This is a genomic window from Phascolarctobacterium succinatutens YIT 12067, from assembly GCF_000188175.1.
GTDB lineage: Bacteria > Bacillota > Negativicutes > Acidaminococcales > Acidaminococcaceae > Phascolarctobacterium_A > Phascolarctobacterium_A succinatutens.
This window is the reverse complement of the sequence record NZ_GL830919.1, coordinates 1-15,615: the sequence shown is the minus strand read 5'-3', so window position 1 is coordinate 15,615 and position 15,615 is coordinate 1. Positions and strand designations below refer to the sequence as shown.

The window sequence follows — 15,615 nt, the reverse complement described above, 5'->3', positions numbered from 1 at the left end:
CCGTTTTATCTCAGTTTATATTTACAGGAGGCTGCCTATGACTAACAACATTAAGCAAGCTATTATTATCGGCGGCGGTCCCGCCGGAGTAAGTGCTGCTCTTTATCTGGCGCGCGCCGGTCAAAAGGTATGCATCATTGAAAACGGCCCCGGCGCACTGGCCAAGGCACATAAAATCGACAACTATTACGGCATTGCCGCTTCCGGCGCCAAGCTTTATGCAGCAGGACTGGAGCAGGCACGTTCTCTGGGCGTAGAAATTTTGCAGGATGAGGTTCTCGGCGTTGAATACACCGACTGCTTCACGCTCAGTTTAAAAAACACAGCCGTGCAGCTGCAGACAGAAGCTCTTATTTTAGCTACCGGCAGCAAGAATATTACGCTCAATCTTCCCGGACTTATCGAGCTGGAGGGCAAGGGCATAAGCTATTGCGCCGTCTGCGACGGCTTCTTCTTCCGCAAAAAGCGGGTGGCGGTTTTAGGCAACGGTGCCTACGCTCTGCATGAGGCAGCTTATCTTAAACAGCTGGCAGGCAGCGTCACCATCCTGACCAATGGGCAAAGCGGCGACGCAGCCAAGGCTGCAGGCTTTGAGGTAAACACCTCTGTGCTGCAGGCAGTAGAAGGCAACGGCAAGCTCAGCAGCATCCGCTTTACCGACGGCAGCACGCTTGCCGTCGACGGCTTGTTCATCGCTCTTGGCACAGCAGACAGCACCGATATGGCGCGCAAGCTCGGCGCAGAGCTGAACGGACGCTTCATCCGTATCGACGGCGACGGAGCGACTAACATCCCCGGACTTTTCGCTGCCGGCGACTGCACGGGAGGCTTGATGCAGGTGGCTAAGGCAGTACACGAGGGCGCACGCGCAGGCCTGACAGCGTTAAAGTTTTTGCGCCAACATAAGACAGAAGAAAAATAACTAAAATTTTTACCAAAACACTTAAGGAGTGATAATTATGGCATTAGAAATTACTACAGCAAACTTTGAGCAGGAGGTTACCAATTCTACCCAAACAGTTCTCGTTGATTTTTGGGCATCCTGGTGCGGCCCCTGCCGTATGCAAGCTCCGATTCTGGAAGCATTTGCTCAGGAGCACAGCGATATCAAGATTACCAAATGCAACGTTGATGATAATCCGGAGCTGGCAGAAAAATTTGCTATTATGAGCATCCCCAGCCTGCTGGTTTTCAAAAGCGGCAAGCTGGTAAAATCCGCAGTCGGCCTGCACGATAAGGAAGCGTTGGCAGCACTGGTAAAATAAGCCGCTGCTTAATTTCTTGACGAAAAAATCCCGGTTATGGTTTTTGAAGGAACCATGCCGGGATTTTCTTTGTTTTGAAGCATAAAAAGAACTCCCTACGAAGCACTGCATGAGCAGAGCACGTAGAGAGTTCTTTATTTTTTCTTTTTGCCGTGCCGCTTACGCAGCACGGCTTATTTTTTATTAAGCAAGAATTTTATTCCTTGCCTGCCAGCTTTTTGTAGCCGTCCAGACGAGTCATAGCGTCTTTCTCGGTCTTTTCGAACAATGCTTCCGCAGTATCCGGGAACATCTTCTGCAGAGAGCTGAAACGAACTTCGCCCATAAGGAAGTCACGGAAGTTTGCGGTAGGCTCTTTGCTGTCCAGAATGAACGGATTCTTGCCTTGCTCCTTCAGTTCCGGATTGAAGCGGTAGGTTGCCCAGTAACCGCAGTCAACAGCACGTTTTTCTTCGAGCTGGCTGCAGCCCATGCCAACCTTCAGGCCATGGTTGATGCAAGGTGCGTAAGCAATAATCAGGGACGGGCCGTCATAAGCCTCTGCTTCGGCAATAGCCTTCAGAGTCTGGTTCTTGTCGGCGCCCATAGCAACCTGTGCAACATATACATAGCCATAGCTCATAGCCATCATGCCAAGGTCTTTCTTCTTGGTCTTTTTGCCGCTGGCAGCAAATTTAGCGATTGCCGCAGTCGGAGTAGATTTGGAGGATTGACCGCCGGTATTGGAATATACCTCGGTATCGAATACCATAACATTGACATTCTCGCCGGATGCCAGTACATGGTCCAGACCGCCGTAGCCGATATCATAAGCCCAGCCGTCACCGCCGAAGATCCAGTGGCTGCGTTTAACAAAGAATTGCTTCTCATCATACAGAGCAGCGCATTTATCGCAGTTGTCTTTGTATTTTTCCAGTACAGCAGTCAGCGCTTCGGCACGCTCACGGGTGCCTTCGCTGTCGTCGACATGCTCCAGCCAATCGGTCAGCGCAGCCTTGAGATCCTCAGGCAGCTCGCCTTCCAGCATAGCTTTTACCATGTCTTCTACACGCTCACGGGATTGTTTAACGCCCAGGAACATACCTAAGCCATATTCAGCGTTATCCTCGAACAGGGAGTTTGCCCAGCTCGGACCATGACCTTTGCAGTTTTTGGTGTACGGCATGGACGGAGCGGATGCACCCCAGATAGAGGTACAGCCGGTTGCATTGGCAATCATCATACGGTCGCCAACCAGCTGGGTTACGAGCTTAGCATACGGAGTTTCGCCGCAGCCTGCGCACGCACCGCTGAACTCAAGCAGCGGCTGCTCGAACTGAATACCCTTCATGGTCTTCTTGTTGAGCGGATTTGCCTTTGGAGCAACCTCCTTCTGGCTGTATTCCCATGCAGCAGCTTTATCAAGCTGAGTATCGAGCGGCTTCATAACGAGAGCTTTGGCTTTCGGAGCCGGGCATACCTGAGCGCAGTTGCCGCAGCCGGTGCAATCCAGCGGGGAGATGCTCATGCTGAACATCAGGCCTTTAGCGCCGATAGCCGGCTTGCTCGGCAGAGTTGCCGGAGCCTTGGCAGCTTCTTCCTCGGTCATGAGAACCGGACGGATAGCAGCATGCGGGCAAACGAAGGCGCACTGGTTACATTGGATACAGGTGTCTATCTGCCATTCCGGTACGTCAATAGCGATGCCGCGTTTTTCGTAAGCAGCAGTACCGCTCGGGAAGGTGCCGTCTGCATAATCAGCAAAAGCACTTACCGGCAGCTTATCGCCTTCCAGCTTGTTCATCGGAACGAGCAGCTTGTCAATGAACTCGTTGCCGGTTGCAGCTTGGGCAGCAGTATCGCCGGCCTCAGCCCAGCTTGCGGGAACGTCAACGGCAACAATAGCATCAATGCCTTTGTCGATAGCAGCATTGTTCATGTCGACAATGTTCTGGCCTTTCTTGCCGTAGGAATGCTCAACAGCATCCTTCAGGTATTTAACAGCGTCAGCCAGAGGAATAATATCAGCCAGCTTGAAGAAAGCGGACTGCATAATCATGTTGATGCGGCCGCCCAGACCGATTTCCTGAGCAATCTTAACAGCATCAATGATGTAGAATTTGATATCGTTCTTCGCGATGTAGCGTTTGAGCTGACCGGGCAGCTGTGCGTCGAGCTCCTCAGCGCTCCAGTTGCAGTTCAGCAGGAAGGTGCCGCCTTTTTTCAGGCCTGCGGTTACATCATATTTATGAACATAGGACTGATTGTGTACTGCAACAAAATCGGCAGCATCAATCAGGTACGGTGCCATAATCGGGGTATGACCGAAGCGCAGATGGGAAACGGTTACGCCGCCGGATTTTTTACTGTCGTAGGAGAAGTAGCCTTGAGCGTACATATCGGTGTGGTCACCGATGATTTTGATAGCGCTCTTGTTGGCGCCTACGGTACCATCACTGCCCAAGCCCCAGAATTTGCAGCCCTTAGTGCCTGCAGGAGTTACGTCTACGCCTGCTACGCACGGCAGAGAGGTATTGGTTACATCATCAGTGATGCTGATGGTGAAGTTGTTTTTCGGTTCTGCACTTGCCAGATTATCGAATACAGCTACGATATCGCCGGGCAGCAGATCTTTGGAGCCCAAGCCGTAACGGCCGCCGATAATCATAGGCTTGCGGTCGCTTGCATAGAAGGCAGCACGTACATCAAGATACAGCGGTTCGCCGAAAGCGCCCGGTTCTTTGGTGCGGTCCAATACAGCGATGCGTTTTACGCTTTGCGGAATTGCGCCCATGAAGTGCTCGATGCTGAACGGACGATACAGGTGAACTACGAGTACGCCAACCTTTTTGCCTTCTGCGTTGAGCTTTTCAACAACAGTGCGGACGGTTTCGGAAGCAGAGCCCATGATGATGATGATATCTTCTGCATCCTCAGCGCCGTAATAGTTGAACAGATGATATTCACGGCCGGTCAGCTTACTGATTTCGCCCATGTAATTCTCTACGATTTCCGGCAGAGCATTGTAATAGGTGTTAACAGCCTCGCGAGTCTGGAAGTAAATATCCGGGTTTTGTGCGGTGCCGCGGATAACAGGATTATCCGGGTTCAGGCCGCGTTTACGGAATGCATCTACCGCATCCTTATCCAGCAGCTTTTCAAGATTAGCATAATCCATAACCTCAATCTTCTGGATTTCGTGGGAGGTACGGAAGCCGTCGAAGAAGTTCAGGAACGGTACGCGACCTTTGATAGCACTCAAATGTGCTACGCCTGCCAGATCCATAACCTCTTGTACGCTGCCTTCAGCCAGCAATGCAAAGCCGGTCTGACGGGTAGCCATAACGTCCTGATGGTCACCGAAGATAGACAGAGAGCTTGTTGCCAGTGCACGTGCGGAAACGTGGAAAACTGCGGGCAGCAGCTCGCCGGCCATTTTATACATATTAGGAATCATCAAAAGCAAGCCTTGAGATGCGGTGTAGGTAGTAGTCAGCGCACCTGCCTGCAGGGAGCCGTGAACTGCGCCGGAGGCACCTGCCTCGGACTGCATTTCCATCAGCTTAACGGTTTGCCCGAAAATGTTCTTTTTGCCTTGGGCAGCCCATTCATCGACAACCTCAGCCATCGGTGAGGACGGAGTAATAGGATAAATTGCAGCAACATCGGTAAATGCGTAGGAAATATACGCAGCAGCTGTGTTGCCGTCCATTGTTTTCATTTTTACCATTGGATTCCCTTCTTTCTTGAAATCACAAAATTACTTGACCTTAATTTTTACAGGAAAAACTTTCCGGTTCATATAATTAGTATACACTATTCAGCCTTGTTTGTAAAATATCTGCATAAATGTATACAGCATTTTTGCGTAAATAAAATGTGAAAAAAGATGCCGCCGGTTAAGCAGCATCTTGAAAATATTTATGCTTCCAGATAAATCGCACTGTCAAGTTTTTCGGTCACATAGCCGATAATCTGTGTGCTCGGAGCAACAGCCCGCAGCTCTGCCAGACAGCCTTCTGCCTCCGCCGCGGGAACAGCACACAGCAGGCCTCCGCTCGTCTGCGGGTCGTAAAAAATATCCTGCAGCGCACGCGCGACAGCTCCCACAACACGCACACCTGCTTCGGCAAAATCACGGTTACGATAGGCGCCGGCAGGAATAAAGCCCATATCCGCCATCTCGTATGCTTCCTCGTGATAAGGCACAGCCTGTGCCTTCAGGTGCACGGTAACGCCGCTGCCCTGCGCCATCTCCAGACTGTGGCCCAAAAGCGCAAAGCCTGTCACGTCGGTGCAGGCATGCACACTGTATTTCACAAGCACATCATGCGCATATTTATTGAGCGTACTCATCTGCACATACAGCTTATCGAGCAGCTCCTGCTCTACTAAGCCGGCCTTTGCCGCCGTCGTCAGAATGCCTACGCCCAAGGGCTTTGTCAGCAGCAGTACGTCACCGGGTTGTGCGCCGCTGTTCGTCCACACATTTTCAGGCTTCACAAAGCCTGTCACCGCCAAGCCGTAAATCGGCTCCGCGCCGTGAATGGTGTGGCCGCCGGTGATAATTGCACCTGCTTCATAGGCCTTGGCATAACCGCCGCGCAAAATCTCCTGCACGGGTGCCTTGTCCATTTTCTCGGGAATGCACATGATATTCAGCGCCAGCTTCGGTTCACCGCCCATAGCATAAACATCACTCAGAGCGTTCGTCGCCGCAATCTGTCCGTACATAAACGGATTATCGACAATCGGCGGAAAGAAATCTGTTGTCTGCACAATCGCCAGATCGTCACTCACCCGATAAACACTGGCATCATCGCTTTTATCGTAGCCCACTAAAAGATTAGGATCATAATGCGTCTGAAAGCCTGCCAGCAGATTGCACAGCGTACCGGCACCGACCTTGGCCCCGCAGCCGGCACAGCTCGCCAGCTTCGTCAGCTTTACTTCGTTTTCCATAGCTCAAACCTCCGCTTATTCGGCAGCAGTATACAAAACCTCGTAGCCATTCTCCCGCTCACGCACTATCTGCTCCAGCTCCGGTGTCTGCAAAGACGTTGCTTCTTCCAGCACCTCTGTTTTAAAAAATACGCAGGTACCGCAGCTGCTGCTCAGGCTGCGCGGCACAGGACGCACCTGCGCCTGCCAGCCGCGCTCCGTGCACAGATGCTGAAAGCGCACCGCACCGAAGTGCGAAAAGAACGTTGCAATATACTGCATCATTTGCTCAGGGACAGAGTAAATTCGCCGTCCTGCTCCGTTACCGCAACCTTATAGCCCTGATGCTGTGCGTAGCGTGTTACATTTTCCTTGGAGGTATTATTATCCACGATTACCTCATAAGCAGCCTCACCGCTCATCATCGCCTGACGCGTCAGGATAACAGGTTCGGGACAGGAAAGTCCTCTTGCATCAATAGTTTTCATAGCGTTTCCTCACTTTTTATATGTATTCAGATAAGCAATCACAGTAACAACAACAATACCGATAACAACAGCAATCTGACCGTTGGCAGTAGGACCGTTGCCGCTGGATGCCAAACCGAAGTTATGCGCAAAGGCCGCGCCCACGATAAAGCCCAGCAAAGTTACTGCGCTGTCGGAGTTACCTTCGCCGGACAGCACCAGCTGACGCATCGGACAACCGCCCAAGAGTACGCAGGCAAAACCCGCCAAGAAAAGTCCCAGCACGTTCCACAGCGCATCGGTGTGCGCAATAGGCTGCGCCGCAAAGCCCACCTTGAAAAAGGCACCGCCTGTTACAGAGGTCAGCACAACATTGCAAGCAGCAGCTGCCGCAACAACAGCCACAAAGCCCCACAGCATTTTAGTTTCTCTAAAGAGAATAAAATCGCGGATACCGGCAATCATGCAGAAGCGTGTGCGCTGCGTAAGATAACCGACTGCTACTGCAGCAATCAGGCTCACAGCAACAGCCGCATGCTTGGCACCGGGGCCGCCGCCTGCCTTAGTAAAGTGTATGAAGGCCGGTGCGGCAACGAGCAGCACCAACAGTACAACGGCAATCACCGACATAATGCTGCCTTCCGCCGCAGTCATCTTATAAGTACGCTTCAGGCTGTAGCCACGGTTCAGGAAGAAAATTCCGGCATAAATTCCTGCCGCAAAGCCAACCAAGCCGACAACAGCGTTCAAGTCACCGCCGGCAATACGCAACAGCATTCTGAACGGGCAGCCCAAAAACATCAGACAGCCGATCATCGCAAAAAAGCCCAGCACAAAACGTGTCAGCGGAGAACTGCCACCCTTCGGCGAAAACTCGCCGTGCATATAAGCTGCAGCCAAGGCGCCCAGCACCAGACCGCTGATTTCCGGACGGATGTACTGCACAGCCTTTGCGGCATGCAAGCCCAAGGCACCAGCAGTATCACGCAAAAAACAGGCAATACACAGGCCCATGTTGGCCGGATTGCCGAAAAACACCAGCATTGCTGCCACCAGGCCGATAACCGCACCTGTTGCAACAATCGTTACTTGTTCATTTTTCATAAAAAGCCTCCCCAAAATATTTCTTCGACAAAAGTATATCATAGCCCGCATGCTTATACCAATATCATTTATAGATAAAGCTGATTGATTTATTAGCTTTTCAGATAATTATATGATAGAATAGGCGTAACATGAGGAGGTACGGAAAATGCAGCAAATTTATCTCGACAACGCCAGCACCACCTTTCCCAAGCCACAGGCAGTTGCTGACGCAGTTTATCAATATATTACACATGCAGGTACCAACATCAGCCGCGGTACCTGCGCGACCACTACCGAGGACCTTGTTTTTGCCACTCGCGAGCAGCTTTGCCGCTTTTTCGGCGGCGAGGACAGCAAAAATGTTGTCTTTACGAAGAACATTACCGAAAGCCTGAATATCATCATCAAGGGACTGCTGCACAGCGGCGACCATGTGCTTGTTACCGCTATGGAGCACAACGCCGTCATGCGTCCGCTCCAGCAAATCGGCACAGAGCTTACTACTGACAACGCTCCCACCGATGCCATCACCTTCAGCCGCATCCCCTGCGACGCAGATGGTGCACTGCGTTTAGACGCTTTGCCGCAGCTTGTGCGCCCCAACACCAAAGCAATCATCATGACGCACGCCAGCAATGTCTGCGGCACGCTGCAGCCCTTGGCGGCAATCGGCAGCTTCTGCCAAAAGCATAACCTGAAATTCATCGTCGACAGTGCGCAAAGTGCCGGCGTCGTTCCCATCAACATGCAGGAAATGCACATCGACGCTCTCGCCTTTACGGGGCACAAGGGACTTTTGGCACCGCAAGGCATCGGCGGCTTTGTGCTGCTTGAAAGCATGATTGACGAAATAACACCGCTCATCGTCGGCGGCACCGGCAGCCTCAGCCATACGGAGCACCCCCCCCGCTTCATGCCAGATAAATTCGAAGCAGGCACGCTCAACCTTCCGGGCATCGCCGGTCTGCACGCTTCCCTCAGCTGGCTGCAGCAGCAGGGCATTGATAAAATCCGCACGCACGAGCTTACGCTTACGCAGCAGTTTTTAGACGGACTGCAACAATCAGAAGCGCAAAACTTATTGCGCATTGTCGGCAAAAGGAACTGCAGAGAGCGCATAGGTGTTGTTTCTATCAGTACAGATATAACAGATATCGCAGAGCTGGCCTTCATCTTAGCGGACAGATACGCCATCGCCACACGCGTAGGCCTGCACTGCGCCCCCAACGCTCACAAAACGCTCGAAACCTATCCCACGGGTACGCTGCGCTTTTCCTTCGGTTGGCACAATACTGCCGAGGAAGTCAATATTGCTCTGCAAGCATTGAAAGAGGTGCTCGCCCATGGACTTTAAACAGCTGCAAAGCTTTGTCACCGTAGTGCAGGAGGAAAGCTTCACGCAGGCTGCAGGCAGGCTTTTCGTGTCGCAGTCCACAGTCAGCACGCACATCCACCAGCTGGAAAGCGAGCTTAACACCAAGCTGATTCTGCGTACTACCAAAAGCCTGCAGATAACACCCAAGGGACGCGAGCTTTACGAATACGCACTGAATATTCTGGAGTTAAAGGAGCGCATGATTCAGGCCTGCTCCATCGAAAGCCGGCGTATCATCCACCTCGGTGCCTCCACCATCCCCTCAGCTTATATCCTGCCGCAGCTTTTAGCCGACTTCGGCAAGCTGCATCAGGATATTTACTTCATCATTCACCAGAGTGACAGTCAAGGCATCATCAACGGCCTGAAGGACGGACTTTTCAACCTTGGCTTTATCGGCATGAGCTGCGAGGACAGCGACTTCTGCTGCCAGCCTTTCTGCAAGGACCGCATGGTAGTCATAACTCCGGTCAACGAGCATTTTCTGCAGTATAAGCAACAAAAGGAAAATGTGCTGCCGGAGCTTTTACGCGAGCCGCTGATTCTGCGCGAAAAGGGCAGCGGCAGCAAAAAAATGGCAGATAACTTTCTGGCGCACAGCGGTATTTCCGAGGACGAGCTGCAGATTATTGCCCGCGTCAACGATCAGGAAACCATCAAAAACCTTGTCGCCGGCGGTATGGGAATTTCCATTATCTCGGAAAAGGCAGCGCACAACTTTCTGCAGGAAAAACGTTTGCTGGTCTTCGAGCTGCCACAGGCCTTTTCCGAACGCAGCCTCTACCTCATCTACCGCAAAAATTATCTGCTGCCAAGCTACGTCAAGGAATTTCTCGGCTTCATCAGCCAAAGCAAATTATAAGCATAACAAAACGAGTACGCACAGGACGAATCCCGGCGTACTCGTTAATTTTTACATATTTACTTGACGATTGTCACAGGCACATCAGCGTTTTCCACTATGACGCTGCTGACACTATTGCGGAACAAGCCTTCCAAAACTCCCATGCCTCTGCTACCCAGCACGATACCGTCACATTCCTGCTCACCTACAGCACGCAGGATACTTTCGGCAATATCGTTGTCGTTTTCCAGCAAATAGGTACAGTCAATGTTCTTGCCGCTGAGAATCGCATGTGCGGCATCAAGCACTTCATCACCCATCTGAACATACAGGCAATCGCTTCCAAATTCCACAATATGCTGTTTCATTCTGCCGGAAAGCACCGTCATAACCACCAGCGAGCCGCGCGTATAGCTTACAAGCTCACAGGCATATTCCAATGCTCTCCAGGAATGCTCCGTACCGTCAATAGGTACAAGAATGCGTTTCAGCATTTTATTTTACAATCAGCACAGGTACATTTGCATATTGAGCAACCTTAGAGCTTACGCTGCCAAGGAAGAATTCAGCAATACCGGAAAGGCCACGGCTGCCGATTACAATTGCATCTGCGCCGGTCTTTTTAGCCATAGCAATGATGCGTTCGGACGGATGGCCAACCTCCAGGCTGAATTTGGTTTCGCCTTCGTAGGTGCTCAGACGCTCCTGCGCCATTTCGAGAACCTTGTCACCGATTTTCTCCAGCTCACTGTTGCCCTGGCTTACAGTTGCGTGATCCAGAGGCACTGCCAGCAAAGCAGCATTGTTATATGGTTGGATTACATTGATTACATGCAGTTCGCCGCCAAACTTTTTGCCAAGCTCTACAGCAGTATCCAGTGCTCTCCAGGAGCCTTCACTGCCATCTACAGGAACAAGAATCTTTTTAAACATAACAACGCACCTCCATAATAATGCACATGTTGTAATTTATTTATTATATTTTTTACAAGAAGAGGCTTTTTTTCTTCTTACGTTATATATTCTGCTTTAGCGCAAAAAATCCTGCCTGAATTACTCGCGGCCGCGATTTTTTCTTTTTTCGTGGATGCGGGCAGATTTCTTGCTGAACTTTTTCGGTTCGTCAGCCAGCTTTGCCAACTCGGAAGGAGATTGCTCCTTAGCCTCGGCAAAGTTTTCGCCCTTCACAAAGCGGAAATAAATCGCAATGCCGGCAATCAGCACCAGAGGAATGCTGCCGATAATATAACGGTAGCTCTGCGGTGCAGCCATTGTGATAAAGTCATAGATAACGATACATGCAGGCACCAGAATAATCTGTCCCACGCGGGCGAGGAAGCCGTCCTTACCCATAAAGCGCACTACCATGCCATAAGCCAAAAAGGCTACCGCAAAGGAAACGAAAGACATAAATACCAAAAACGCAAAAAACTCAAAATTCATCTAAAAAAGCACCTTCCTTAATTCTTCTGTCCGCAGGCACGGGCACCAATGACGCGCGCAGCCCAGACACCGCTGGCACTCGCCTGCGATAATCCGCGTGTAATACCGGCACCGTCGCCTACCGCAAACATATTCGCAACCTTGGTTTCCAGATTACTGTCCAGTTCGAGGCGTGCGCTGTAGAATTTCACCTCTACGCCGTAAAGCAGCGTATCCGCATTTGCCATACCTGGAGCAATCTTATCCAACGCATAAATCATTTCAATAATATCATCAAGATGGCGTTTAGGCAAGACCAAACTTAAATCTCCCGGCGTTGCACTGAGCGTCGGTTTGGTAAAGCTCTTAAGCATACGCTTTTCATTCGTGCGTCTGCCCTTGACCAGATCGCCGAAGCGCTGCACCAGCACTCCGCCTCCCAGCATGTTGGAGAACGAAGCGATGCGCTTGCCGTACTGCAGCGGCTCGTGGAAGGGTTCGGTGAACTTGCTGCTCACCAAAAGCGCAAAGTTGGTGTTCTTGCTGTGCATTTTGGGGTCGCGGTAGCTGTGGCCGTTAACCGTAATAATGCCGTCCGTGTTTTCCGCTACCACATAGCCGTAGGGATTCATACAGAAGGTGCGCACAACGTCATTATAAAGCGAGGTACGGTACAAAATTTTTGCCTCATACACCTCGTCGGTGATATGCTTGAACACCTCTGCCGGCACCTCCACGCGCACGCCGATATCCACCTGATTGTTGATAAAATCAAGGCCCATCTTGGCGCACTGCTCAGTGTACCATTCCGCACCGGCGCGACCGGGAGCGGCAATCAGATACTTGCAGGCAACCTTCTCGCCCTTGTTCAGCTCCAGCACGAAGGTTCCGTCCTCCTGACGGCAAATTTCTTCAACCGCGGTATTGCAGCGGATTTCAATCTTATCCTCCAAAAACTTATGGATGTTTTCCATAATCACGAGGTTGTTTTCCGTACCCAGATGGCGTACCTTGGCGTTCAGCAGATGCAAGTCGTATTTCAACGCCTGCACGCCTATTTTGCTGTTCTTGGTAGAAAAATATTCACCGGGAGCACCATGACGGCAGTTCAGCTCATCAACATAATCAATCAGCTCTATAACCTTGTCCTCCGGCAGATATTCGTTCAGCCAGCCGCCGAATTCCGTCGTAAAATTATATTTGCCGTCCGAAAAAGCACCGGCACCGCCAAAACCGCGCATAATGCTGCAGGGGTTGCAGTTAATGCAGTGGTCAACCTTCTTGGCTGCCAGCGGGCAGAAGCGCTTTTCGATCGTATTGCCGGCCTCCAGCATAATAACCTTCAGTTGCGGATACTTCAGCACAAACTCATAGGCGGCAAAAATTGCGGCAGGACCGCCACCGATAATGGCTACATCATACATAAATTCTCCTCCTCGTCATATCCCATAAAAAAACCGCAGCCTCATTTTTTAACTGCGGTTTATCAGCTTATTGCTGTTGTTCCTGCTGCTTGCGCAGGTAGCTTGGCTGCGGCGAGCCGTTTCTGATATCCTTGTATCCCTCTGCCGCCTTACGCATAAAATCTGTTACCAGATAATCAACCTCACCCATCACCACTAAGGCATGGGGTGCATTCTTTTCCAAGAAAGGCAGAATCTTTTCGAGGTTCTCCTTTTTATCTACCAGCTCCACAACAACCGGGAAATTGGCATTGCCGCTGATAAATGTGCTGACAGCACGGCCGACCCCGCGCACCTTGCTGGCATAGCCTTCAATACCCTTGATAACAGTACCGCCGGCAAGGCCCAAAGAGCGTGCTTCACGCAAAATTGCTTTATAAAGCGGAATATCCTCAAAGAGAACATCCTCGCCTGTATAAATCTTTAAATACGAGGTTTTGTTAAATTCTAAAGCCATGGTTCTACACCTCCAGCCATCATTTCATTTTTGCTTATATTATTATAATTCGGCGCTAAGTAAACAATTCCTGCAATATACAGGCAAAAAATTCTTATCATTGCATTTAGGACTTGTCAGCAGAACGATAATACTTTATGATATAAGCGTATGATTTGATTATTGAAAGAGGGTATAAAGCATGACAAAATTACATACCGGACTTACCGGCACCGCTAACGTAACCGTAACCGAGGCTAATATTGCCGCTACTATGAAAAGCGGCTCCCTGGCTGTTTTTGCAACTCCCGCTATGTGCGCACTTATGGAGGAAGCTGCCTGCGCCGCAGTCAACGCTCATCTGGAGGAAGGCAGCGGCACTGTAGGCATCAGCTTGAATATTACGCATGACCGCGCTACCGCTATGGGCGACAGTGTTACCGCTACCGCTAAGCTGACTGCGGTTGACGGACGCAAGCTGACCTTTGAGGTTAGTGCTGCGGACAGCAAGGGGGTTATCGGTAAGGGTACGCATGAGCGTTTTATTATTGATAATGAAAAGTTTATGGCAAAGGTGAATAGATAATTCGGGGATTTTTAAAGGCGTTCTACCGCAGTTCGGTAGGACGCCTTTTGGTGTTTAATGTGGTGTTACGCGCTCAGCTTGGAGGCCAGCTCACGCACCTCTGCTTCCGAAAGCTTGGAGTGACGGACGGTAAATTCGATGCTCATACCGTCAGCCAAGAGTCCTTTTGCAAATTCAATATTTTTCTCTTTGGCAGCTTTTTCTACTGCTTCCTTCTCTCTCTTTGCAAGTAATTTTTCAAATACATCGCCCATGTTCGTCAACCCCTTTTCTGTTTCCTTAAAATATCTTGCCTTTTCTGCTAATTCCGGATAATACATATCATTCGGATTACTACAGTTGAAATCGTGCATCAGGCGTCCGAGTGGTGTGTTGTCCTTAATTTTATTATTTACATAGATGATATGCGAACCATCCGCAAAATCTACATTGTTTTCTTCGATTCTTCTGTTGATGTGGTATATTGGCAATCCGCCCTTCAGCACATCATACTGCGTGATAAAGATAACGTAATTATCCGGTAATTTTTGGTATACTTCACCCTTTGGCAAACTGTGAGCGTCCAGCAGGCTCAAATGATAGCGCGCTCTGCGTGCTGCAGCGCCACTGCTGTGGTTCTGTACTTCTACATTGAAGAGCTTACCGTTTTCTTCCTGCGCCAAAATGTCCAGCTGCAAGTCATGTCCTGACAGGTTTTTCAGCTTCTGTTGCGTTACGGCTTTTACCACTTTTATCTTATCATTATTCAGGATAATTCGCAATAACAGCGCTGTACGCTCCGTATCATTTTCAAAGACCTTATTCATAAAAATATCATCCATTAAAGTTAATTTGGCAATGGATTCTCTGGTATCCGCTCTCAGGTTTACCATTCGTTCAACTCCCTCCTTCAAAAAACGCCTTATGTACTACTCAATAATACATAAGGCGTTCTCAATGACGCTGAGACGACTATACTTCGGGCAGGCGTGCAAAATCTTATGGGTTTATATTATCAGAAAATTGCATAAATATCAAGAATGATTTGAAAATTCGGTAATTGTGTTTGAGAAGTAAGGCGTTCTACCGCAGTTTGGTAGAACGCCTTTGGTGTTGGTAGGTGTGACTCTTATACGCTCGATAAACTCATGCTAATACAGACTAAAAGACGATTTAAAACTGCATTAGTCCATTACTTGTGGTTGGGTCGACCTAGTCCAATTTTTGTGCTCGATTAAGACCTGGTACATTTTGTGGTTTCGCTAGTACATTCTTGTGCTCAAGCTAGTCCAAATCTGTGGGTCAACCTAGTACAGCTTTTGTGGTCGTAGGCAAAAATTCCCTGTTCAACAATAAGCTAGAGTGCCTTGTACAGACTAAAATTTCTGCACAAGCCACATCTAAACAAATAAATCCTCCTTCGTTAAAATAGTAATGCCTATATTACTAAGACGAAGGAGGATTTTTTATCTATGCGTCAGTTTATCACAAATATGCTTAACATTCAAGAGGATAAGATTGAGGAACTACAAACCATTGCGCAGTCCGACGGCTCAATCATTATTAATCTTAAGCTAAATGTCACCTCTAAGATTTGTCCATTCTGTTCCAGACCTGTAAAATTCATGGTTACTACCCAAGAACTCTTACACACTCTACACTGGTCAACCGTAAATGCAGCATTGTTTATCGCCAAAGAAGATTCATCTGCCCAAAATGTTCTTATTCTTTTAACGAACATAATCCCTTTACTAAAGCCAATGACGGACTAA

General features: G+C 49.6%; 17 protein-coding genes. 6 read left to right on the top strand and 11 right to left on the bottom strand.

Features of this window, described 5'->3' with window-relative positions; translation table 11 throughout:
• Positions 1–37 precede the first annotated feature (37 nt).
• Positions 38–922, top strand: a complete 885-nt coding sequence (locus HMPREF9443_RS07720) for an NAD(P)/FAD-dependent oxidoreductase (RefSeq protein WP_009146018.1) — start codon at positions 38–40, stop codon at positions 920–922.
• A 37-nt stretch (positions 923–959) separates the two neighbouring features.
• Positions 960–1,265, top strand: a complete 306-nt coding sequence (gene trxA / locus HMPREF9443_RS07715) for a thioredoxin (RefSeq protein ID WP_009146017.1) — start codon at positions 960–962, stop codon at positions 1,263–1,265.
• A 196-nt stretch (positions 1,266–1,461) separates the two neighbouring features.
• Here the strand turns inward: trxA and nifJ are convergent, their stop codons facing one another.
• The 5 genes from nifJ to yedE all read right to left on the bottom strand — a co-directional run bounded on the left by nifJ (position 1,462) and on the right by yedE (position 7,756).
• A complete protein-coding gene (nifJ, locus tag HMPREF9443_RS07710) occupies positions 1,462–4,974 on the bottom strand; it encodes a pyruvate:ferredoxin (flavodoxin) oxidoreductase (protein ID WP_009146016.1) in 3,513 nt (1,170 codons plus the stop codon).
• Between the two features lie 191 nt (positions 4,975–5,165).
• A complete protein-coding gene (selD, locus tag HMPREF9443_RS07705) occupies positions 5,166–6,206 on the bottom strand; it encodes a selenide, water dikinase SelD (RefSeq protein WP_009146015.1) in 1,041 nt (346 codons plus the stop codon).
• A 15-nt stretch (positions 6,207–6,221) separates the two neighbouring features.
• A complete protein-coding gene (locus tag HMPREF9443_RS07700) occupies positions 6,222–6,470 on the bottom strand; it encodes a DUF3343 domain-containing protein (protein ID WP_009146014.1) in 249 nt (82 codons plus the stop codon).
• Positions 6,467–6,673 carry a sulfurtransferase TusA family protein gene (locus HMPREF9443_RS07695; RefSeq protein WP_009146013.1) on the bottom strand — a complete coding sequence of 69 codons (207 nt, stop codon included), beginning with the start codon at positions 6,671–6,673 and terminating at the stop codon, positions 6,467–6,469. Before HMPREF9443_RS07695 ends, HMPREF9443_RS07700 begins: the two co-directional genes overlap by 4 nt.
• A gap of 9 nt (positions 6,674–6,682) precedes the next feature.
• Positions 6,683–7,756: a YedE family putative selenium transporter gene (gene yedE, locus HMPREF9443_RS07690; RefSeq protein ID WP_040565307.1), complete on the bottom strand. Its 1,074-nt coding sequence runs from the start codon at positions 7,754–7,756 to the stop codon at positions 6,683–6,685.
• A 148-nt stretch (positions 7,757–7,904) separates the two neighbouring features.
• On the opposite strand from yedE, the gene HMPREF9443_RS07685 reads away from it, so the two are divergent.
• On the top strand, positions 7,905–9,092 hold the full coding sequence (locus HMPREF9443_RS07685; protein WP_009146011.1) for an aminotransferase class V-fold PLP-dependent enzyme: 1,188 nt from the start codon (positions 7,905–7,907) through the stop codon (positions 9,090–9,092).
• Positions 9,082–9,975 (top strand): selenium metabolism-associated LysR family transcriptional regulator, encoded by an 894-nt coding sequence (locus HMPREF9443_RS07680; protein WP_009146010.1) that lies wholly within the window; start codon positions 9,082–9,084, stop codon positions 9,973–9,975. The genes HMPREF9443_RS07685 and HMPREF9443_RS07680 overlap by 11 nt, the downstream gene beginning before the upstream one ends.
• Before the next feature lie 59 nt (positions 9,976–10,034).
• Here HMPREF9443_RS07680 and HMPREF9443_RS07675 read toward each other — a convergent pair whose 3' ends face one another.
• The 5 genes from HMPREF9443_RS07675 to HMPREF9443_RS07655 all read right to left on the bottom strand — a co-directional run bounded on the left by HMPREF9443_RS07675 (position 10,035) and on the right by HMPREF9443_RS07655 (position 13,299).
• Positions 10,035–10,451, bottom strand: a complete 417-nt coding sequence (locus HMPREF9443_RS07675) for a universal stress protein (protein WP_009146009.1) — start codon at positions 10,449–10,451, stop codon at positions 10,035–10,037.
• 1 nt (position 10,452) lies between these two features.
• A complete protein-coding gene (locus HMPREF9443_RS07670) occupies positions 10,453–10,890 on the bottom strand; it encodes a universal stress protein (RefSeq protein ID WP_009146008.1) in 438 nt (145 codons plus the stop codon).
• Positions 10,891–11,010: 120 nt separating this feature from the next.
• Positions 11,011–11,400, bottom strand: a complete 390-nt coding sequence (locus tag HMPREF9443_RS07665; protein WP_009146007.1) for a hypothetical protein — start codon at positions 11,398–11,400, stop codon at positions 11,011–11,013.
• Between the two features lie 17 nt (positions 11,401–11,417).
• Positions 11,418–12,803, bottom strand: coding sequence for an NAD(P)/FAD-dependent oxidoreductase (locus HMPREF9443_RS07660; RefSeq protein WP_009146006.1), 1,386 nt, complete (start codon positions 12,801–12,803; stop codon positions 11,418–11,420).
• Between the two features lie 67 nt (positions 12,804–12,870).
• A complete protein-coding gene (locus HMPREF9443_RS07655; RefSeq protein ID WP_009146005.1) occupies positions 12,871–13,299 on the bottom strand; it encodes a DUF190 domain-containing protein in 429 nt (142 codons plus the stop codon).
• 181 nt (positions 13,300–13,480) lie between these two features.
• Here HMPREF9443_RS07655 and HMPREF9443_RS07650 point away from each other — a divergent pair, with 181 nt between their 5' ends.
• Positions 13,481–13,864, top strand: coding sequence for a thioesterase family protein (locus HMPREF9443_RS07650; protein ID WP_009146004.1), 384 nt, complete (start codon positions 13,481–13,483; stop codon positions 13,862–13,864).
• 65 nt (positions 13,865–13,929) lie between these two features.
• Here HMPREF9443_RS07650 and HMPREF9443_RS07645 read toward each other — a convergent pair whose 3' ends face one another.
• Complete coding sequence (locus HMPREF9443_RS07645) at positions 13,930–14,736, bottom strand: PD-(D/E)XK nuclease family transposase (RefSeq protein WP_009146003.1); 807 nt, start codon at positions 14,734–14,736, stop codon at positions 13,930–13,932.
• A 579-nt stretch (positions 14,737–15,315) separates the two neighbouring features.
• Between HMPREF9443_RS07645 and HMPREF9443_RS07640 the strand changes: the two genes are divergently transcribed.
• The gene (locus tag HMPREF9443_RS07640; RefSeq protein ID WP_009146002.1) at positions 15,316–15,615 is read left to right on the top strand and encodes a hypothetical protein; all 300 of its coding nucleotides are present in this window, start codon (positions 15,316–15,318) and stop codon (positions 15,613–15,615) included.